Annotated in this window: 19 protein-coding genes and 1 pseudogene; 18 read left to right on the top strand and 2 right to left on the bottom strand. The window is 62.0% G+C overall.

Annotation, left to right across the window (positions count from 1 at the left end; translation table 11 throughout):
- Nucleotides 1–252: 252 nt before the first annotated feature.
- The 6 genes and pseudogenes from AWB80_RS23945 (at nt 253) to AWB80_RS23920 (ending at nt 7,218) form a co-directional block, all read left to right on the top strand.
- Nucleotides 253–2,607: a type VI secretion system Vgr family protein gene (locus tag AWB80_RS23945; protein ID WP_087131559.1), complete on the top strand. Its 2,355-nt coding sequence runs from the start codon at nt 253–255 to the stop codon at nt 2,605–2,607.
- Entirely contained in the window at nt 2,604–4,109 is a 1,506-nt protein-coding gene (locus AWB80_RS23940; RefSeq protein ID WP_087131557.1) for a hypothetical protein, read from the top strand. Before AWB80_RS23945 ends, AWB80_RS23940 begins: the two co-directional genes overlap by 4 nt.
- Nucleotides 4,106–5,179, top strand: coding sequence for an Imm71 family immunity protein (locus AWB80_RS23935; RefSeq protein ID WP_061177138.1), 1,074 nt, complete (start codon nt 4,106–4,108; stop codon nt 5,177–5,179). The genes AWB80_RS23940 and AWB80_RS23935 overlap by 4 nt, the downstream gene beginning before the upstream one ends.
- Nucleotides 5,180–5,278: 99 nt before the next feature.
- A pseudogene (locus AWB80_RS23930) lies at nt 5,279–5,703 on the top strand (IS5 family transposase); the annotation flags it as partial.
- 53 nt (nt 5,704–5,756) lie between these two features.
- Complete coding sequence (locus tag AWB80_RS23925) at nt 5,757–6,152, top strand: hypothetical protein (protein ID WP_208635683.1); 396 nt, start codon at nt 5,757–5,759, stop codon at nt 6,150–6,152.
- Nucleotides 6,145–7,218 (top strand): Imm71 family immunity protein, encoded by a 1,074-nt coding sequence (locus tag AWB80_RS23920; RefSeq protein WP_087131556.1) that lies wholly within the window; start codon nt 6,145–6,147, stop codon nt 7,216–7,218. Before AWB80_RS23925 ends, AWB80_RS23920 begins: the two co-directional genes overlap by 8 nt.
- 238 nt (nt 7,219–7,456) lie before the next feature.
- On the opposite strand, the gene AWB80_RS23915 is transcribed toward AWB80_RS23920, so the two are convergent.
- Nucleotides 7,457–8,848, bottom strand: a complete 1,392-nt coding sequence (locus tag AWB80_RS23915) for an aminotransferase-like domain-containing protein (protein ID WP_061177197.1) — start codon at nt 8,846–8,848, stop codon at nt 7,457–7,459.
- A gap of 296 nt (nt 8,849–9,144) precedes the next feature.
- On the opposite strand from AWB80_RS23915, the gene AWB80_RS23910 reads away from it, so the two are divergent.
- The 7 genes from AWB80_RS23910 (at nt 9,145) to AWB80_RS23880 (ending at nt 14,871) form a co-directional block, all read left to right on the top strand.
- A complete protein-coding gene (locus tag AWB80_RS23910; RefSeq protein WP_061177135.1) occupies nt 9,145–9,627 on the top strand; it encodes an MSMEG_0572/Sll0783 family nitrogen starvation response protein in 483 nt (160 codons plus the stop codon).
- A gap of 5 nt (nt 9,628–9,632) precedes the next feature.
- The gene (locus tag AWB80_RS23905; RefSeq protein WP_061177196.1) at nt 9,633–10,640 is read left to right on the top strand and encodes a Nit6803 family nitrilase; all 1,008 of its coding nucleotides are present in this window, start codon (nt 9,633–9,635) and stop codon (nt 10,638–10,640) included.
- Nucleotides 10,633–11,703 (top strand): MSMEG_0568 family radical SAM protein, encoded by a 1,071-nt coding sequence (locus AWB80_RS23900; protein WP_061177134.1) that lies wholly within the window; start codon nt 10,633–10,635, stop codon nt 11,701–11,703. The genes AWB80_RS23905 and AWB80_RS23900 overlap by 8 nt, the downstream gene beginning before the upstream one ends.
- A 2-nt stretch (nt 11,704–11,705) precedes the next feature.
- Nucleotides 11,706–12,266, top strand: a complete 561-nt coding sequence (locus AWB80_RS23895; RefSeq protein ID WP_061177133.1) for an MSMEG_0567/Sll0786 family nitrogen starvation N-acetyltransferase — start codon at nt 11,706–11,708, stop codon at nt 12,264–12,266.
- Nucleotides 12,263–13,213, top strand: coding sequence for a sll0787 family AIR synthase-like protein (locus AWB80_RS23890; protein ID WP_061177132.1), 951 nt, complete (start codon nt 12,263–12,265; stop codon nt 13,211–13,213). Before AWB80_RS23895 ends, AWB80_RS23890 begins: the two co-directional genes overlap by 4 nt.
- Before the next feature lie 69 nt (nt 13,214–13,282).
- Nucleotides 13,283–13,567, top strand: a complete 285-nt coding sequence (locus tag AWB80_RS23885) for an MSMEG_0570 family nitrogen starvation response protein (RefSeq protein ID WP_061177131.1) — start codon at nt 13,283–13,285, stop codon at nt 13,565–13,567.
- Nucleotides 13,568–13,596: 29 nt separating this feature from the next.
- Entirely contained in the window at nt 13,597–14,871 is a 1,275-nt protein-coding gene (locus tag AWB80_RS23880; protein WP_061177130.1) for an MSMEG_0569 family flavin-dependent oxidoreductase, read from the top strand.
- Between the two features lie 3 nt (nt 14,872–14,874).
- Here AWB80_RS23880 and AWB80_RS23875 read toward each other — a convergent pair whose 3' ends face one another.
- Nucleotides 14,875–15,147: a hypothetical protein gene (locus AWB80_RS23875; protein WP_061177129.1), complete on the bottom strand. Its 273-nt coding sequence runs from the start codon at nt 15,145–15,147 to the stop codon at nt 14,875–14,877.
- A gap of 156 nt (nt 15,148–15,303) precedes the next feature.
- On the opposite strand from AWB80_RS23875, the gene AWB80_RS23870 reads away from it, so the two are divergent.
- From AWB80_RS23870 to AWB80_RS23850, 5 genes are all read left to right on the top strand, one after another.
- A complete protein-coding gene (locus AWB80_RS23870; protein ID WP_061177128.1) occupies nt 15,304–15,936 on the top strand; it encodes a TetR/AcrR family transcriptional regulator in 633 nt (210 codons plus the stop codon).
- A gap of 135 nt (nt 15,937–16,071) precedes the next feature.
- Nucleotides 16,072–17,409, top strand: a complete 1,338-nt coding sequence (locus AWB80_RS23865; RefSeq protein ID WP_061177127.1) for a hypothetical protein — start codon at nt 16,072–16,074, stop codon at nt 17,407–17,409.
- A gap of 97 nt (nt 17,410–17,506) precedes the next feature.
- Nucleotides 17,507–18,589 carry an alpha/beta fold hydrolase gene (locus tag AWB80_RS23860; RefSeq protein WP_061177126.1) on the top strand — a complete coding sequence of 361 codons (1,083 nt, stop codon included), beginning with the start codon at nt 17,507–17,509 and terminating at the stop codon, nt 18,587–18,589.
- A gap of 233 nt (nt 18,590–18,822) precedes the next feature.
- The gene (locus AWB80_RS23855; RefSeq protein ID WP_061177125.1) at nt 18,823–19,803 is read left to right on the top strand and encodes a hypothetical protein; all 981 of its coding nucleotides are present in this window, start codon (nt 18,823–18,825) and stop codon (nt 19,801–19,803) included.
- Nucleotides 19,804–20,026: 223 nt separating this feature from the next.
- Nucleotides 20,027–20,785: a flagellar brake protein gene (locus tag AWB80_RS23850; protein WP_061177124.1), complete on the top strand. Its 759-nt coding sequence runs from the start codon at nt 20,027–20,029 to the stop codon at nt 20,783–20,785.
- Nucleotides 20,786–20,797: the final 12 nt, after the last annotated feature.

Raw genomic sequence — 20,797 nt, 5'->3', positions numbered from 1 at the left:
TCGCTGACAACCTGTAGATGCCCCGCGCGAGGATCAAGGTGCCAGTCGTCCTGATCGGGTGTACGCATTGAGCGCGCCCAAGCAATGCTCGGACCGTGTCTCTTCCGCTTTATAGTTGACTTAGTCAGCGTTTTCAGCTTAAAGGTTAACCCGCATTTATCCCGAAATAAATCCCGCTTATGTTTCGACCCGTCAAATTTGCGTCAGCTTGTTTGACCGCTCAGCAATGCGGTGCTTTCAGGGAAATTGTTTATGCCGCGTCAATTCGACTATAGTTTTATTTTCAAGTCCGCCAGCGGCTTGACTTTCGATGTATTGGAGTTCGATTTAGAAGAGGCATTATCCGAGACTTTCGTTCTCAACGTTGAACTCTCAAACGCCGATCCTGCCGTTGATTTCAGCAAGGTTCTCGATCAGGGGGCGCTGCTCACCATTCTGTGCAACGGCGAGCCGGTGCGCTACGTTCACGGAATCGTGAGCACCTTCGAACAAGGTGAAACGGGTTTCAGGAGAACACGCTACCACGCAGTTATTGAACCTCTGCTCGCTCGCGCTTTTTTGCGAAGTAATTGGCGTATTTTCCAGCAACGGAATATTCCGCAAATATTGCAGACGCTGATGAGCGAGCAAGGCATTACTGACTACGAGCAGCAAACGTATCTCGAATACCTGCCGCGTGAGTATTGTGTCCAGCCGGGTGAAACGACACTCCAATTCATTCAAGGGCAGGCAGCGGAAGAAGGGCTTTTCTACTATTTCCAGCATTCTGCCTCCGGCCATCGAGTTATTCACAGCGACAGAGCCTACGTGCATGGTGCGATCGATGGCGGTCCCGTCTCCTACAACCCGAACCCCGGCGGCGACGCGCCCGAACCGGCGCTTCGCACCTTCCGCTATACCGAGCAAGTCCGGACTGCACGCCAAGTGCAGCGTGACCGAACGTTTAAGCACCCGCGATACAACCAGCAGCACGTTGCTGAAGGCGCGAATCTCGACCATCAAGGGCGCGATTACGAGCGCTACGATTCGCCGGGGCGGTACAAGGAAGATTCAGCTGGGAAGCCTATGACGCAGACCCGGCTGCTGGCATTGCGCCGTGATGCGCGCATTGCCATCGCCGAGGGCGATGACGCGCGTCTTGTTCCCGGTTTGGCGTTTGACCTCGAAGGGCATCCCCGCGAGGAGTGGAATCGCGGCTGGCGGCCCGTGCGCGTCAAGCACCACGGCAAACAGCATGTGAGCCAGGAAGAGGAATCGGCTGAAGCCGCCGAGGGCACGCATTACAGCTACACCGCCGAACTCGTGCCGGATGACGTCGAATGGAAGCCCGCCCTGCTACCGAAACCGCGCATCGATGGCCCGCATATAGCGATCGTCACGGGACCGGCGGGAGAGGAAATTCATACGGACCAGCACGGCCGCGTGACCGTGCAATTTCCGTGGGATCGCGAAGGCAAGAACGACGAGCACAGTTCCTGTTGGATACGCGTCGCGCAGAACTGGGCCGGGGCCACGTGGGGGCACATGGCGATACCGCGTATCGGGCAGGAAGTCATCGTTGACTGGCTCGACGGCGATTGCGACCAGCCGATTATTATTGGCCGCACCTATAACGCGCTGAACCTGCCGCCCTACGAACTGCCGCGCCATAAGACGCGCATGACCATCAAAAGCCAGACCCACAAGGGCGACGGTTTCAATGAACTGCGCTTCGAGGACGAGGCCGGGCAGGAGGAAATCTACGTTCACGCGCAGAAGGATCAGAACATCCATGTGAACCACGACGAGACAACCTTCGTCGGCAACGACCGCAGCGAGAACGTCGGGCATGACGAAACCATCGGCATCGGGCACGACCGCACGGAGACGGTCGGCAATGACGAACAGGTAAACATCGGGCGCAATCGCCGTCACCAGATCGGCCAGGATGCGTTTCTTCTGATCGAGCGTAACCACACGATCAACATCGGCAAGGATCGCGTTGAAACGGTCGGCAACCATCGGAAAGACCAGACCACGGCCAATCACATCAGTGACGTGGGCGGGCATGTCGAGCACACCGTGCAGGGGCATCACAAGCTCAGCGCGGGGCAACGCATCGAACGGCAGACGCAACGCTATCTGTTACAGGCCAGCGACCGCACGGTCATTCAAGGGCCAGGCGGCACCATCACCATCGACAGCAGCGGCGTCAAGATCGAAGGCACGGCAATCAGATTCAAGGGGCCATTGACGATCGATTCGGCCGGTGCCGGAAACGTCTTTTGGGCCGAAGCAAATCCGAACTCAGGCGTCGCTTCGGACATTGGCTCCGTCGTGCTCGACCACCGTTACCACGACGACGAAGGGCTTCGAAGCGCGACCTATGTCGCCACGCTCGCCGACGGCACCCAACGCACAGGACAACTCGATGCACACGGCCAAGCCACCCTCGCCGATGTGTCGGGAGGCAGCGCGTGGGTGCAATACAGTCCTGCGGAGTTCGATTACGCGCGGCGTGATCGACGCCCTACGCCCGACCACAACCCGAATCCTGTGGGCACCTTTAACGCGCGCATCGAGCGCTATAGCGATCAACGAAATGAAACCAACGAGGACAACGCATGAACGCAGTAGTCAATGACAAGGGGGCTGCGCCGGGCGGCATGAGTTGGGCTGGTTTCAAGGCTCTGGCTGTGGATACGGGACAGTGGATATGGGGCACGGCTCAGGGCACGTTCAACACCAAGGCGACCGTTTCACAGATCATCGTCGATGCCGTCATCGGTATGATTCCGCTGCTGGGCGACGCGACTGCGGTCCGCGATCTGATTGCTTCGTCAATGGGTCTGATCGACGACCAGAAGAAGCGCGACGACAAATGGGAATGGGTGCTGTTCATCGTCCTGTTGCTGGCGCTCATTCCCGTACTAGGCGGAGTAGTAAAAGGTGTCGGACGCCTGATTATCAGCGGTGTACGCAGCGGCGAAGCAACGGCCAAGCTGGCGACCGATATTGTCGAAGTGCTCAACCATCTGGGACACGGTAATGCGGAGCAATGGTTGCTCAAGCTGCGCTTTGCCGACTACCAGCCGCAGATCATCGACGCGCTTAACCGCTATACCGCAACGATGGTGGATGGCGTCACCGCGATTCGAAAGCGGATGCACCTTCCTGAGAGCCTGGCCAATCGCCTCGATCGATTGGGAAAAAGCATGCGCTGGCTGAAGGACGAAGCCGGGAAGCGTATCCCGGACGCGCTCAAGGAACTTGATCAGAAGCTACGGGAAATTCAGGCGTGCATTCGCAGCGGCGGAGAAACTACCAGTCGGGCCGTCCGATATGAAGTGTCGGCGGGTGAAAAGGCGCACACCTATACCGACGAGCGAAGGGTGGTCGAGGAAGGCGCTTTGCCCATGCGTTCGAGGCGTGGTGGGTGGAAGCAGAATCCGGCGGACGCGCAGAGACCAAAATCGTTGGAGCCCTATTATGAGCCCAAGGAAGGCTATCCCGACTTGGCCAAAACGCCGGATGACAAAGGTCAATTGACAAAAATCGCGGCTTACAGTGGCCGGATCACGAACCGGCCCTTGGCAAAAGGAGAAAAAATCGCGCGATTATTCGGACCGGAGGACCTCACGCTTGGCGTACACGTCGGCCCGTCGTCTGCCGGAGGCGCGTGGTGGTGGATTGGCGAACCTCCGGCCAATGCAAAGCAATGGCGCGAGCAGGCGGCTGTGCTGGATGAATTCAATCGCGATGGCTACATCGTCACTGGACATGTGATTAGCGACCAAGGACCGAAAGCTGCGGTTGGTACCGTTTCAGAACAGGTAAGCGAAAAGATTCCGGGCCAGTATCTGCCTGGCGGCGGAACGCAAGCGTTCTTCTTTTTGAACAAGGAATCTTCCGACATGCTCAGTGAACTGGGCAAGAACGTCATCGACACGCGAAGCCCTGTTCCATGGGTCGACGAGATATCAGGCATCGCCTTCGAAATCAAGCCGACCGGATGGAAAGACGCCAATGCCGTGCATGGTTACTTGCGTCTGCCCGGGCAAGGGACTGTTCAAACCGTGAAGTTGGGTAAGCGCGAGCAAGCCAGCAAAACAGAGGAAGCCACCCAATGAGTACGTATCCCCAAGGCGTCATGCTGCCCAGCGAGCAGGAACGCAAGCAGATCTTCCATTGGCTCAAACGCGTCAGTTCCTATACCGCGTGGAACCGCATTTTGAGCTATTTCCGTGCGTGGGCTAAGATCACCGAGAAAAGCGTACAGGCCGCCAGTGAGCGCGGGTGGAGTGAAAAGACCGGCGTACCAGAAAGTGATCTGATTCTGATCCTCAAGTGTCTGGCCCACTGCGAGGAAGGGGTCAGTCGCCTGCGCGCGGGAGACAAGCGCGTATTCAAGTACGGTGCCAACGGTGAGTTTGTCATGGCAAACCGAATACTCTCCTATTGGAACCAGATGCAAGATCGCATCGAAATTGGCGAAAACTACATCGACGAGAAGCACACACCGTTGTGGCAGGAATTCAACTTTGCATTGTCACAACTGAGCGACGTTTGGAGGGAGTGTTGTCCAAACATCATCGAGCGTCGCGACCTCGACGAGCCCTCACTGGTTGTCTATGGCGTTTGGCTGCAAGAATGGTTGCCGAAGATGACCTTTCCCACGGTGTTGCCCGATGTGCCCGATCCAGCGAAACACACGCTGGTCGTCACTGGAAGAACTACGCCATGTTCGGGCATTTGGGAACCGGTAGAAGTGCCCAAACCGAAGGGCTTTCATCTGTTCGGTGCGCCGCCGCCTCCCGAAGGACCGCTGCCTAAGATCGGATGCATGGCCTACCTACATGGTCAATCCAATGCACCGCAAGCCTCGCTGGAAACCGCCGACGCCAATCCGAACGCAGACGTTACATGGCGCTTGCTCTGGCGCGATGACCGCTACGAAGACGGCACAGTCCCCGAGGAGGAGAGCGAGTACGCGTTCCTTTCTCCGGACCCGACGCGCGAGGCCCCCGAGCCGGAAGAACTACGCGGCGGCATGCGCGTGTGGTCGGACACGCCCTGCCCGTATCCGGGCGTATGGCAATGCCTCGACAAACCGCTCGGGCCACAAACCGTAGCCTTTGGCGTGCCAATGCCGCGCCTGCAAGGTGAGCGTGTGCTGTGGCGTCTGATGAAAGCGGTCTGAAGTAGCTAATGTCCGAGTCACGCCGTGAGCATCTGCTAGTGGAGGAGGAATCGGACGCGCGGGGTCTAAAACCCCCAGAATCCTGTTCCTCAAGCGGGCGAACTCGAGCATGTGCTGATCGATTCGACCGTCATCCGAGCACTCCAGCATTCGGCCGGAGCGCGGAAAAAAGCGGACCCCAAGCGCTCGGGCGATCGCGCGGAGGACTGAGCACCAAGATTCATCTGGCTGTGGATTCGCTTGGTCGAGCGCTGCGATTGATTCTTACCGAAGGACAGGTGGCTGATATTGCGTGCGCGCAAGATCTGGTCGACGGACTGCGCTGCAAAGCGGTCATCGCCGACAAGGGCTATGACTCGGACGCCTTTGTCAAAAGCATTCGCGCCAGTCGAGCCAAGGCCGTCATTCCACCACGCTCGAACCGCAAGATTCAACGTCGTTACTACCGTTCGTTGTACCGTCAGCGCAATTTGGTCGAACGCTTTTTTAACCGTATCAAGCATTTCCGTCGCGTCGAGGCGCGTGGTGGGTCGGCGAGCCGCCAAAAACCGCCAAGCAATGGCGTCATGACGCCGCCGTGCTGGATGAATTCAATACGGACGGATTCGTGGTGATTGGTCATGTCACCGGCGACAGCGGACCCAAAGCCGCAGTAGGCACAGTATCCGAACAAGTCAGCAAAAATATCCCCGGCCAATATCTTGAAGGCGGTGGCACTCAGGCGCTGTTCTTTATGGATCGAGCCTCGGGCTCGCGACTGAGTGAACTTGGACAGGAAGTGATCCAGACCAAACAGGTTAAACGGTGGCTCGATCCTGTTTCAGGCATCTCATTCGAAATCAAACCCACCGGCTGGACCGATGCCAATGGTATGCACGGATACCTGCACCTTCCGGGACCGGGAACGGTTCAGACCATGAAGCTGGGAGCCCGTGAGCAAGCCAGCAAAACAGAGGAAGCAACCCATGAGTAACTACCCACCCGGCGTGATGCTGCCGAGCGAGGCGGAACGCAAACAGATTTTCTACTGGCTCAAGCGGATTAGTTCCTATACAGCGTGGAAGCGCATTTTGGGTTACTACCGTGCGTGGGCCAAATTTACCGAGAAAAGCGTTCAAGCGGCCAGTGAGCGCGGCTGGAGCACCCAAACCGATTTGCCCGAAAGTGATCTGGTGCAGATTCTGAAATGTCTAGCCCACTGCGAGGAAGGGGTCAGTCGCCTGCGCGCGGGAGACAAGCGCGTATTCAAGTACGACGCCAACGGTGAGTTTGTCATGGCAAACCGAATACTCTCGTACTGGAACAAGATGCAGGATCGCATCGAGATTGGCGAAAACAGTATCGATGAGAAGCACACGCCGTTGTGGCAGGAGTTCAACTTTGCATTGTCTCAACTGAGCGACGTTTGGAGGGAGTGTTCGCCTTCCATCTTAGAGCCGCGAGAACTGGATGAACCATCACTAACCATTTACGGCGATTGGTTGCTGGAATGGCTGCCAAAGATGACCTTCCCCACGGTGTTGCCCGATGTGCCTGATCCAGCGAAACATACGCTGGTCGTTACTGGCAAGGTCGCCCCGTGTTCAGGCATCTGGGAACCTGTCGAGATGCCCAAACCGAAGGGCTTTCACCTGTTCGGGACGCCGCCGCCAGCGGAGGGACCGCTGCCTATCGTCGGTTGCATGAGCTATCTTCACGTTGGCTCGAAAGTGCCGCGAGCGCGTCAGGAGACGAAAACAGAAAGCCTACGGAATGATGTTACATGGCGCTTACTCTGGCGCGATGACCGCTACGAAGACGGCACCGTCCCCGCGGAAGAGAGCGAGTACGCGTTCCTTTCGCCGGACCCGACGCGCGAGGCCCCCGAGCCGGAGGAACTACGTGGTGGGATGCGCGTTTGGTCGGACACGCCCTGCCCGTATCCGGGCGTATGGCAATGCCTCGACAAACCGCTCGGACCGCAAACCGTAGCCTTTGGCGTGCCAATGCCGCGCCTGCAAGGTGAGCGTGTGCTGTGGCGTCTGATGAAAGCGGTCTGAAGTAGCTAATGTCCGAGTCACGCCGTGAGCATCTGCTAGTGGAGGAGGAATCGGACGCGCGGGGTCTAAAACCCCCAGAATCCTGTTCCTCTCCTTCTCCCATTTCGTGTACGACGAAGGGGTTGAGCGTAGTGACTAGACGACGCTTGCTCGGAAACGCGTCAGCGCGAACACCAGATTGAGCGGCGCGGCTCGATGCGGGTCTGCGTTCATGCGAGCGTATGTGAATCATCTCCGCTCAAAACATCGCCATATGCAAATGATGCGGGTCCGCGAGCATATCCGCCACTCGCTTTACGGCCTCCCGGCAATCCTCCCGCCCCTGCGGCCCGCCAAGACACAAGCGCAGCGCATTCGGCGGATTGCCATCAGTGGAAAACGCCGCCCCGGCCACCGCACCGATGCCTTGATTGCGCAACTGCAACGCGAGTTCGGAAGCACTCCAGTCGCACATCGGCGGCACCGGAAGCCACAGATGAAATCCATGCGGATCGGCATCGAAGGCAAACTCGCCAAGTTCGACCGCCGCGATCGCCTGCCTCGCCGAAGCTTCATCGCGAATCGCGCAAAGCACGTCGTCGGCGGTGCCGTCGTTGATCCAGTGCGTCGCGAGCAGCACGGTGAACGGGCTAGGCATGACCGTCGTCGCCCGCAGTGCGCCCGCGATACGCTGCGTCTGCCGCGGCGTCGGCGCCTTCAGATACCCGATCCGCAAACCCGCGCCGAGCGTCTTCGATAAGCCCGTGACGTGATACGTCAGCTCGGGCGCAAGCGTCGCCAATGCCGGCGGCGCATCGGGCGGCAACATCCCGTAAGGCTCGTCCTCGATGATCGGCACGTTGTAGCGCAACGCCACATCGGCAAGGGCTTCGCGTCGCTGTCGCGTCAAGGTCAGGGTGCCCGGATTCTGCAAAGTCGGATTGCAATAGAACCCGCCCGGCTTCTCCGACTTGCACAACGCCTCGAATGCATGCGGCAAAGGGCCGTCATCATCGCGCGGCAACGCCTGCAACCGCACGCCCAGTTGCGACGCGATCGCCTTGATGCCGGGATAGGCAAGCGAGTCGAGGCAGATCATCTCGCCGGGCCGCGCAAGCTGCGACACCAGCGCCACGAGCGCGCCGTGAATGCCCGGACACACGAGCACGGTATCGGCATCGCAATCCGGCACGCGCGCGCGAAGCCAGTCGCGTCCCGCCGCGCGATCCGCCGCCGTGCCGCCGAAATCCTGATAGCGCAGCAACTGATACGGGTCCGCGCCACGCATCAGCGCCGCCGCCGATTCACGCAGGCGCGACGCGAGCGCGGTCGGTTCCGGCGGCATGTTCATCGACATCTCGACGCTGCTGCCGCCCGCGAGCGGCAACGTCTGCGTTTTGCCGCGCACGAAGGTGCCGCTGCCCGCGCGCGCATCGAGCAGGCCGCGCTTGCGTGCTTCCGCATAGGCGCGCGCGACCGTCGTGTAGTTCAGGCACAGCAGATCGGCGAGATCGCGCAAACCCGGCAGGCGATCGCGCGGCCGCAACCGCCCGCTCGCGAGGTCTTCCTCGATCAGGTCGGGAATCGTCAGATACGCGGGCTTTCTGCTCTCTTCGAGCTTTCTGATCCAGTGATGCGCCGGCTGATTCATCGTCCGATACCCCGTGGAATCGCACTTGATTGCATTGATCGCATCGATGCACGGCTTCGGTGTGCCGCGCACCATGCACACGCGCCTTTGCGCTGAAAGCGTGCGTGTCCGGTTCGCGCAGCGCGTCTGCGCGATGTCGCGAAAGCTCGCCAGTCAAGCCGCAGCCAGAAAATTTTCGCGTCGCTCGCGCAAATTCGTTTTGCTTGATCGCAAAGTGATTGCATTTCGCGGGCCAATCATTGGCATATCCGTTGCGTTTGAGCGCTCGCCATCACTCGACAATCACGGAGAATGCCATGCCCGCAGTCAGTCAACCGCTTCACAAGAACGGCGATTATCTGGTCGACTACGAAGAAAAAGTCTTCGAGGACGTGAAGGCCGAGCCCGGCGAGAAAGCGCTCGTCACGTTTCATACGGTGGCGTTCGAAGGCTCGATCGGCTTCGTGAATCTGCTGCAGGCGACGCGCCTGCAACGCAAGGGCTTCGATACATCGGTCCTGCTCTACGGCCCCGGCGTGACGCTCGGCCTGCAACGCGGCTTTCCGACGCTCGGCGACGAAGCCTTTCCCGGCCATCTCAACTTCAACAAGCAACTGCAGAAGTTCATGGCCGAAGGCGGCAAGGTCTACGCATGCCGCTTCGCGTTGCAGGCGCTGTACGGACACGGCGAGGCATCGCTGATCGAAGGCATCCGGCCGATCAACCCGCTCGACGTGCTCGATCTCCAGTTGCTTCATCGCAAGGAGAACGCGCTCATCATCCACACGTGGACCGTGTGACGATCATGGCCGCGACGCCCTCGACCAAACGCATCGTCCGCGCGGCGGCGGTGCAGATCGCGCCGGACTTCGAACATGCGGGCGGCACGCTCGACCGCGTGTGCACGGCGATCGATGAAGCCGCGGCGCAAGGCGTGCAACTGATCGTGTTCCCCGAAACCTTCGTGCCGTATTACCCGTACTTCTCGTTCGTCCGCGCGCCGGTCGCATCGGGCGCGGATCACATGAAGCTCTACGAGCAGGCGGTGGTCGTGCCGGGGCCGGTCACGCAGGCGGTCGCGGAACGCGCGCGGCTCGCGAACATGGTCGTCGTGCTCGGCGTGAACGAGCGCGATCACGGCAGCCTCTACAACACGCAACTCGTCTTCGATATGGACGGCAAGCTGCTGCTCAAACGCCGCAAGATCACGCCGACGTTTCATGAACGCATGATCTGGGGACAAGGCGACGCGGCCGGTTTGAAGGTCGTCGAGACCGGCGTCGGACGCGTGGGCGCGCTCGCGTGCTGGGAGCACTACAACCCGCTCGCGCGCTATGCGCTGATGACGCAGCACGAAGAGATTCATTGCAGCCAGTTTCCCGGCTCGCTGGTCGGGCCGATCTTCGCGGAGCAGATCGAGGTGACGATCCGCCACCACGCGCTGGAGTCGGGCTGCTTCGTCGTCAACGCGACGGGATGGCTCACCGATGCGCAGATCGAAGCCATCACGCCCGATCCGAATCTTCAGCGCGCGTTGCGCGGCGGCTGCAACACGGCGATCGTGTCGCCCGAAGGCCAGCATCTCGCCGAGCCGTTGCGCGAGGGCGAGGGCATGGTCATCGCGGATCTGGACATGTCGCTCATCACGAAGCGCAAACGCATGATGGATTCGGTCGGCCACTACGCGCGTCCCGAGTTGCTGAGTCTTGCGATCAACGACCGTCCCGCATCGCCCGTCACTTCTTTCAAGGACACCCACGACGATGAGCGCGAGAGAGAACCTGCCGGCGTCGAGCCGGCAATTGATGACTGAGCTTCAGTCGACCGGCCTGCGGCTCGTCGATCCGCGCGCGGGCGTAGCGAGCCGGCGCGGTGGCGCGGGTCCGTCGGATCACAAGGCGGTCACCGTCGATGGCGTGACGATCATGGTGCCCGTGCACACGAGCACGGCCTGGGATTCGCCATTCGTCGCCGGGCAACCGGATGCGAACGGCAACAGCGCGCTCATGCGCGACGCCATTCCGATCGCCAACATCAGCTTTCCGAAGGCGCCGCGCTTCTATGCGATGCAGACACTCGACGGCGTGCCGTATTCGCACATCGCGACGCTGCACGGCGCGGACGTACTCGCGACGACGGTCCTGCAAACCTGCATCCGCTACGAAAGCCGCCGCAAGTCGTGCAAGTTCTGCGCGATCGGTCAGTCGCTCGCGGCGGGGCGCACGATCGCGCGCAAGACGCCCGAGCAGCTCGCGGAAGTGGCGCGCATGGCCGTGTTGCTCGACGGCGTGAAGCACATGGTCCTCACGACCGGCACGCCGCCCACGCCCGATCGCGGCGCGCGGATCCTCTGCGAGAGCGCGTTCGCGATCAAGGCCGCCGTGAATCTGCCGATCCAGGCGCAATGCGAGCCGCCCGACGACGATCGCTGGTTCGAGCGCATTAAGGCAAGCGGTATCGATACGCTCGGCATGCATCTCGAAGCCGTGACGCCCGCCGTGCGTGAACGCATCATGCCGGGCAAGGCGACGGTGCCCGTCGCGCGCTACATGGAAGCGTTCGAAGCGGCGGTGAACGTGTTCGGGCGTGGGCAGGTGAGCACGTACATCCTCGCGGGTCTGGGCGACAGCGCGGCGGCCATCGTGCAGATCGCGCGCGAATGCATCGCCATCGGTGTGTATCCGTTCGTCGTGCCCTTCGTGCCGATCAGCGGCACGCCGCTCGAAGATCATCCCGCGCCCGCGCCCGATTTCATGCGCGCGGTGCTCGCGCCCATCGGTGCGATGCTGGCCGATGCCGGCATGCGTTCCGCCGACATCAAGGCGGGCTGCGGCAAATGCGGCGCGTGTTCGTCGCTTTCATCGTACGAGGTGTGAACATGTTCGTCGATGCCATTGAGGGCGATGCGCTCGCGCTCGATTACATACCGGTCGAATATCGCGTGAAATGGGCGACGCTGCCGTGGGAAGCCGATGAAGCGTACAAGTTGAGGCGCGCGGTGTTCTGCATCGAGCAGGGCGTGTTCGCCGGCGATGATCGCGACGAGATCGACGCGCGCGCGCAACTGCTCGTCGCGTTGAGTTGCGTCGCGGGCATGCCCGAGCAGGTCGTCGGCACGGTGCGTATCCACGAGAACGAGCCGGGCGTGTGGTTCGGCTCGCGGCTCGCGGTGCATGCGGCATTTCGCTCGCACGCGAAGATCGGTGCGACGCTCATCCGGCTTGCGGTGTCGAGCGCGCATGCGCAAAGTTGCGAGACGTTTCTCGCGCACGTTCAGGCGCAGAACGTGGCGCTCTTTCAGCGCTTGAACTGGACATCGCTTCGCGAGGAAACGCTGTTCGGCCGGCCGCATCATCTGATGCGTGCGCAACTCGATGCGTATCCGCCCTGCGTCACGCCGCAAAGCGGTTTCGTCGCGCTGTCGCGGAGGGTGTCGTGAGCGCGCTCACCGAACTGGTCGAACGCTTGCGCGAGAGTCGCGGCTTTCGTCACAAGCGCGATATCTCGCAGGTGCTTTCACGCTTGCCGCAAGGTGCGCAGAGCGTCGCGATAGGCGACGATTGCGCGGCGATTCCCGATGGCGACAGCTACATGCTGTTCGCGATCGAAGGTCTCGTGAGCGACTTCGTTCGCACGATGCCGTGGTTCGCGGGCTATAGCGGCGTGATGGTCAACGTCAGCGATATCTACGCGATGGGCGGCCGTCCCATCGCCGTCGTCGATGCGTTGTGGAGCGGCAATGCGCAAGACGCACGCGACGTGCTCGCGGGCATGGCGGCGGCATCGGCGGCGTATGGCGTGCCGATCGTCGGCGGACACAGCAACGTGCGCAGCGATGGTGCGCAACTCGCGGTCGCGATCGTCGGCTGGGCGCGCAAGCTTCTGACGAGCTTCGATGCGCGTGCCGGCGATGCGCTCGTCATGACCGTCGATCTGCGCGGCAAGTTCGAAGAGCCGTATCCGTTCTGGAACGCGTCGGTGGGCGCGCCCGAGGGCCGCGCCCGCGGGGATTTCGAACTGCTGCCCGCGCTGGCCGAAGACGGTCTGTGCGATGCCGCCAAGGACATCAGCATGGCCGGCGCGCTCGGCACGGCGTTGATGCTGCTCGAATGCTCGGCGGTGGGCGCGCGCATCGATATCGACGCACTGCCGCGTCCTGCCGATGTCGATATCGAACGCTGGCTCACGGCGTTTCCGAGCTTCGGTTTCGTGCTGTCCGTGCGTCGCGAACATGTCGATGAAGTATGCGCGAGGTTTGCATCGCGTTCGCTTGCATGTGCGGTGATCGGCGAAGTGGATGCGTCGTGCGAGGTCGTCGTCGAACGTGGTTCGGAGCGTGCGTTGCTGTGGAATCTGCACGATGAGCCGTTCATATGTGCGCGCTGAACGGTAAGCGGATCAGGCCATTCTCCGGCTTTCTCGACGACGCGCTCGACGCATAAAGGAAACGCGATCATGCCAGTCATGCACTTTCGAATTCGCTGGCCCGATGGCATCGAGGCGAATTGCTATTCGCCATCGACTGTCGTCGGCGAGTTCTTCACGGCGGGCGAGAGCTACGGCGTCGGCGAGTTCGTCGCGCGCTCGCGCGAGGCGCTCAACATCGGCTCGGAACGCGTGCGCGAAAAGTACGGTTTCGCCTGCTCCGCCGCGCTCGATCAGCTCGCGCGCATCGAAGAAGACGCGCGCCGCTTCATCGCAACGCACGACGCGCGCGTCACCGTGCTCGCGCTCGATTGATTCATTCATCTGTGGGAGAGGATGCGGATATGTCGAACGTTCAAGCAACGCATTACAGCGTGATCGTCGTCGGTGGCGGGCAGGCGGGGCTGTCGGTCAGTCACTTTCTGCAGCGGGCGAACATCGATCATCTCGTGCTCGAAAAGCACACGCTCACGCATACGTGGCGCACGCAACGCTGGGACACGTTCTGCCTCGTGACGCCCAACTGGCAGTGCGCGTTGCCGGGGCATCCGTATTCCGGCGCGGATCCGCACGGTTTCATGAAGAAGGACGAGATCATCGCGTATCTCGATGGCTTCATCGGGAAGGTGAATGCGCCCGTGCTCGAAGATGCGGCGGTCACGCGCGTCAGGCGCGGCGCGGATGGACGTTACATCGTGGCAAGCACGCGCGGCGAGTTCACGGCCGATCGGATCGTGGTTGCGTCGGGCGGCTATCACACGCCGATCGTGCCGCGCATGGCCGAACGCTTGCCCGTGCAGATCGCGCAGGTGCAGTCGTCGGACTATCGCAATGCGGATGCGTTGCCGCCGGGCGCGGTGCTGGTCGTCGGTTCGGGCCAGTCGGGCGCGCAGATCGCGGAGGATCTGCATCTGGCGGGCCGCAAGGTGCATCTCGCGGTGGGCGAAGCGCCGCGTTGCGCGCGTTTCTATCGCGGACGCGATGTGGTCGACTGGCTCGCGGACATGCGCTACTACGACATGCCCGTGACCGATCATCCGTTGCGCGAAGGCGTGCGCGACAACACCAATCACTACGTCACGGGCCGCGACGGCGGACGCGATATCGACTTGCGCCGCTTCGCGCTGGAAGGCATGGAACTGTTCGGCCGTCTGGAAGACTTTCGCGACGGCAAGCTGCGTTTCGCACCGAATCTGCGCGCGAATCTCGACGATGCCGACGATACCTATAACCGCATCAACGCGAGCATCGACGGATTCATCGCGAAGCACGGCATGGATGCGCCGCCGGCCGCGCGTTACGAGCCGCTGTGGCAACCGGATGGCGAACGTATCGAGCTTGATCTGGAGGCGAGCGGGATCGGATCAGTGGTGTGGTGCATCGGCTTCACGCCGGATTTTGGCTGGCTCGACGCGCCGGTCTTCAACGGGCGCGGACACCCGGCGCACTTGCGCGGCGTGACGGCGGTGCCGGGGCTCTATTTCATCGGCCTGCCGTGGTTGCACACGTGGGGATCGGGCCGTTTCTCGGGCGTTGCGCGCGATGCGCAATATGTCGTCGATGCAATCTGCGCGGAGCGCGCGAACGCGCCCGATCGTGTGTCGATTGCCTGCGCGTGAAGCTTACCTGACCGATGCGGTGTCGATCGCACGCGCCGAATCGGCGGGCAGCACCGAGGTCAGCACGCTGGCCGGCACATGCTGCGCTTCTTCCTGCGACACCGCGCCGACGAACTTCCATCCCGACGGCATCTTCACGAAGGTGAAGCCGGTGGGCTGATCGACGAACACCGAATACGGCGCGGGCGAGGCCGCCGTCGCCGTGGTTTGCGCGAATGAAACGAGCGGGCTCATCAGCAGCAACGCGGCTGCAAGCGCGGACAAAGTCGATTTCATGACGACACTCCTAAGAAGGTTCCGGGATTTATGTAGCGATCGATACACATATTTGAACATTGTCCCGCGACAGCGTCCAGTTATTTTGTTACGATCGACACATAATTCTGAATTTCAGTGCGCGCACTAATCGCAGGCACGCACGAGGAGCGAGACATGTCGTCGGAAATACGAGAGACGCAGCACAAGGCGCGCGGGCGGCCGCGCGCGTTCGATCGCGAGGCGGCGCTGCGAAGCGCGATGGACGTGTTCTGGGCCAAGGGCTTCGACACCTGCTCGATGGCCGATCTCGTCGACGCGATGGGCATCAATTCGCCGAGCCTCTACGCCGCGTTCGGCAGCAAGGAGGATCTGTACCGCGAGGCGGTCGAGCTTTATACGGACGCCGAAGGCGGCGCGGCGCTGCGTCAGTTGCAGGCGCATGAATCCGTGCGCGACGGGCTGCGCGCAATGTTCCGCGCGAGCGTCGAGCTGTTCACCGGCACGCAGAATCCGCGCGGCTGCATGATCTTTCTGGGCGCGATGTCCGTCGGCGCCGAGCACGCGCAGTTGCGCGCCGAGATGCAAAAGCGCAGGCGCAAGGTGGCGTCGATCGTCGCGGCGCGGCTCGCGCAAGGCGTCGAAAATGGCGAGTTCGACGCGCGCACGGACGTTCAGGCGCTCGCCGCGCTGTGCATGACGCTGTTCGCGGGTTTGTCGATTCAGGCGCAGGACGGCGTGCGCCGCGCGGTGCTCATCGCGGCGATCGATCAGTTTATCTCGACATTGCCGCTGCGCGCGAAACGCTGAAATCCGGTTGCGAATGTCGTTGCGTGCAACGATCGCGGCCCGCGTGAACCAGGATGAAACAAACTGTGCGTGCGCTTGCTCGCGCGCCGAGTGACGGGACAAAATGCCCGACACACGGCATCACGGAGCATCGCCATGACGACCCACGTCATCAGTTTTTTCGCCGACGACAACGCTCGCGCGTCGTTCGAGAATCATCGCCGCTACTGCGCGCGGCGTTCCTACGCGCACGAATATGTCGATGTGAGCTCGATCGGCTGGCCGCATCTGCGCCTGTTTCAGAAGTACCAGGTGTTGTTGCGTACGCTGCGCGCTTGCGCCGAAGGCGATCTCGTACTGCTGCTCACGCAGGACTGCATGCTGTTGCGCGACGTCCCGTGCGAGACGTTGATGCGCGACGAAAGCCGCGACTGGATCGTCACGTACCGCGACAGCGCAGCCGATGATGTGATGGCGTCGTTCCAGCTCTGGCGCAATACGCCCGCCACGCGCGAACGCGTCGAGCGCCTCTGCGCGGGCGCTAAGTTCGGCGGGGCGCTTGCGAGCGAAGCCGACTTACTGCGCGGACTGGAGCCACAGCCCTACAACTCGATGATCGAAGGATACGTGCCCGTCGTGCTTGCCGCGCTGCACGTCCATCCGGTTTGGGCTGAATGGCCCGCATTCGCGCTCGCGCTCGCGGATCTGCCGGACGCGCCGCACAACCAGCCCGTGTTCGCCGACCTGCGCGATCTGCTCGCGGAACACGTCAACGATTGCCAGGCGCGCGGCGCGCCGTATCTCACGCTGCCGCCACCGGAAGCCGGCGAAGCGCCCTGCGAAGCGTTGAACGGCCACGCACCCATCGCACTCGCGATGCTCTATACGCCGAACATCCGCGAGTACGGTGCAATCGCCGAGCGCAATCTGCGCCGTTATTGCGAGCGCCACGGCTATGCGCTGCATCTTTATCGCGAGGTGCCGCCGGAAGCAGGCCCGGACGCAAGCGGCAACTGGCTGAAGCCGTGGGTGTTGCTGCGCCATCTGCCCGAGCACGAGTGGATTTTCTGGATCGATGCGGACGTGCTCGTCGTCGATCAGGGACAGCCGCTCGAACCGCTGTTGCAGCATCGCGACCGCGTGATAGCGACGGACATGAGCTGGCAGTTCAATTCAGGCATCCTGGGCTTTCGCAATACGCAGCAGAATCGCGATCTGCTGACGGAGATCGAGCAGACGATCGGCGGGATCGCGGATAAATCGTCCACCTATGCGAGCGGCGGCGATCAGGACGTGTTCATCAAGGTGCTGCAACGGCACGGTCTGGCAGAGGACCACGATCTCTTCGACTGCATGACGATCAACACGCCATACCAGCTTCAGAACCGCGACAGCTTCATGGTGCATTACATGCATATGTGGCCGTCGCTGCGCGCGCTCCTGATGCATCACGGCGACCTGACGAGCCAGATGCGCGGTGCGCGCCGTCCTTGACTTTCTGATCGTTTACGCGCGAGCATGAAACGCGTTCGCGCGGGGCTGCCGCGCGGGCATCGCCTCTGTACGTAGTCCCTACTTACACATCACTCCGATGTCGACGCGCGCGCCCACAACACGGCAGCAGATCCGCCTCTGCACGGCGAGCGACGGCGTGCGCATCGCGTATGCGACGTGCGGTTCGGGCCCGCCGCTCATCAAGGCGGCGAACTGGCTCAGTCATCTGGAACTGGACTTCACGAGCCCGGTCTGGAGCCATCTGATGCGCGAACTGTGCAGCCGCCACACGCTGATTCGCTACGATCAGCGCGGCTGCGGTCTCTCCGACCACGATGTCGGCGATATTTCCTTCGACGCCTGGCTGCGCGATCTCGAAACCGTCGTCGATGCGAGCGGCTTGGCGCGTTTCCCGCTGCTCGGGATATCGCAGGGCGCGTCGATCGCCATCGCGTATGCGGTGGCGCATCCCGAGCGCGTCACGCATCTCGTGCTGCACGGCGGCTACGCGCGCGGCCGTTTGAAACGAACGTGCGATCCGGCGCTGCACGAGGAAGCCGAAATGCTCGTGAAGCTCGCGGAACTCGGCTGGGGCAAGCACAATCCGGCGTTTCGTCAGTTCTTTACGACGCAGTTCATCCCCGGCGGCACGCCGCAGCAGCATCACTGGTTCAACGAGCTAGAACGGCTCACGACGACGCCGCGCAACGCCGCGCGCATCATGCGCGTGTTCAACGAGATCGACGTGGTCGACCTGCTGCCGCGCGTGCAATGCCCGACGCTCGTGCTGCACGCGAGCGGCGACGCGCGCGTGCCCTTCGACGAAAGCCGTCTGCTGGCGGGGCAGATTCCCGGCGCGCGCTTCGTGCCGCTGGAAAGCGAAAACCATCTCACGCTCGAATTCGACGCTGCCTGGCCGCGCTGGTGCGAGGAAGTGCGCGCGTTCCTGCCCTCGGCGCAAGTGAGCGATCCCGTGTTTTCCGCGTTGACGCCGCGCGAGCGCGATATCGTCGAATTGCTCGCGGGCGGGCGCGACAACGCGCAGATCGCCGCGCGCCTCGCGCTCAGCGAAAAGACCGTGCGCAATCACATCACCAGCATTTTCTCGAAGCTCGAAGTCGAGAACCGCGCGCAGGCGATCGTGCTCGCGCGCCGCGCGGGCTTCGACGCCTCCGCCTGAGTCTGCCCAAGCCCGTCGGGACACAGGTCCCGCTTTCCCGCCGACAAAACCCAGTCTCCCGGTACGCAACCGGGACATGCGCCTCATGTGCGCAAACGCGCCTTTGCCGAGAATGATTCGCAGAACGGTGACGCGACGCATGACCCTACGCCGACCTGTTCGACGCAGCGCGCCGCTCTACATGGCGCCATTTCATCGCAATCATCGACGCAGAGTCATCCCGGAGTTCGCACATGAAAGCTGTTCAACACGAGTCCGCCAAGGTCAGCCCGCATCAACGCTATGCGAAGTGCATCGAAGTGTCCCGCCGCATCCGCTGGGACATCGATCGCGACGTATTGCGCGGCCGTCAATTCGATCCCGCGCACAAGTTCATGCCCGACGGGCTGTCCGAAGTGAACCGCCTGCCGTTTCTCGATACGCGCGAACGCCGCCTGATGTCGCAGATCCAGGGCCGCACCTACGCCAACATGTTCGGCATGATCGAGCGCTTCGTCGGCGCGAAGATGCTGGAAGTCGGACGCGATCACGCGCTCGGCGACCAGACCGCGCTCGAAGCGATCGTCCGTTTCACCGATGAGGAGCTGAAGCATCAGGAACTGTTCCGCCGCGTCGAGGCGCTCGCGGCGCTCGCGCTGCCGCCCGGCTACCGCTTCGTCTCGCAGGCCGACGAAGTCGCCGCGTTCGTGCTCGGCAAATCCACCTGGTCGATTCTCGCGCTGACCTGTTGCGTCGAGATCGTCACACAGGTGCATTACCGGCAGAGCATGGAGAGCGACGCGACGCTTTCGCCGCTCTTCAAGGACATCTTCCTGTTTCACTGGAAGGAAGAGTCGCAGCACGCGATCATCGACGAACTGGAGTGGCTGCGCGAGGATGCGCGCATCGACGACGCCGCGCGCGATGTCGCGATCGGCGATCTGATCGACCTCGTCGCCGCGATCGACGGCATGATGCAGGCGCAAGCCGCCGCCGATGCACATTACTTCGTCACGCTGCTCGACCGCGCGTTGTCGGATGACGAAGAGGCGCACGTGCATGCGGCGCTGGTCGATGCGTATCGCTGGCAGTACATCATCTCGGGCGTCGACGAGCCGCGCTTCGGCGAGATTCTCGGGAGCGTGATCACCGAGGCGCAGGGCGAACGCCTCGGCGCGGCGCTCGCGCCGATCAGACGCCGCGCGCTCGCGAGCGAACTCGACGCGCTCGCCTGATCCGCTCAGGTAGATGCGGACGAAGGCCGGGCGATCGTGCCCGGCCTTCGCCGTTTTCGAAAGCAATACGTAAGAGAAAACGTTTTGCTGCTCTGCAAAACGCTGAATTACCGTGAAAATCTAGTTGTTACTGACGTACTGAACCGCGTTCTTTTCGTGCAACATATGCGTCAACAGGTAGCCGCCGTTCGCTGTCCCAAACTGATAACTAGATTGGACCATCATGCTCGCCGCACCGTTGCCGCACGCATCCGACATCGAGAAATTCGCCGAAGATCACGAACGCTTCGCGCGCCATACGCCATCCGAGATTTCCATCTGTCTGCGCAGTCTCGCGCAGCGCCGCGACATGCTGACCGTGACGAGCGCGCGCGGGCAGATCGTCACGCAATTGCTGGAGGTCGACGTGCGCGGCGCGCGCATCGTGTTCGACTGGGGCGGCGTGGAATCGGACAATCGCGCGTTGCTGGACGCGCGACAGTTGTATTTCAAGGGCGCGCCGGACGGCGTGCGCGTCGAGTTCACCACGGGCGCGGCGCTCGCCGTGACTCATGAAGGGCGACAGGCGTTCGAAGCCGAGTTTCCCGCGAAGCTCTATCAGTTCCAGCGACGCGAATATTTCCGCGTGCCGGCGCCGATCCTCGATCCGTTCTACGCGAAAGGCGCATTCGCCGATGGCGAAGCGTTCCGCTACGAAGTGCACGATCTGTCGCTCGGCGGCATCGCGCTGCGTATGGACACGCCGCGTCTCGCGGAAACGGAGATCGGCACCATGTTCAGCGATGTCGTGCTGCATCTCGGTGCGGGCGCGGCCTTGCCCGTCGATCTGGAATTGCTGTCGCCGCGCACGGTGACCACGCCGCGCGGCGACGTGCGCTATGTCGTCGGCTTTCGCTTCGTGCGACTCTCCGGCGCGGCGGAAAACGTGCTGCAGCGGCTCATCACGCGCATGGAGGCGAAGCGCCGTAGCCTCTCGGTGTAGGCCATGCGTGGA

The sequence above is a fragment of the Caballeronia pedi genome (assembly GCF_001544915.2).
GTDB lineage: Bacteria > Pseudomonadota > Gammaproteobacteria > Burkholderiales > Burkholderiaceae > Caballeronia > Caballeronia pedi.
This window is presented reverse-complemented; position numbering and strand designations above follow the sequence as displayed.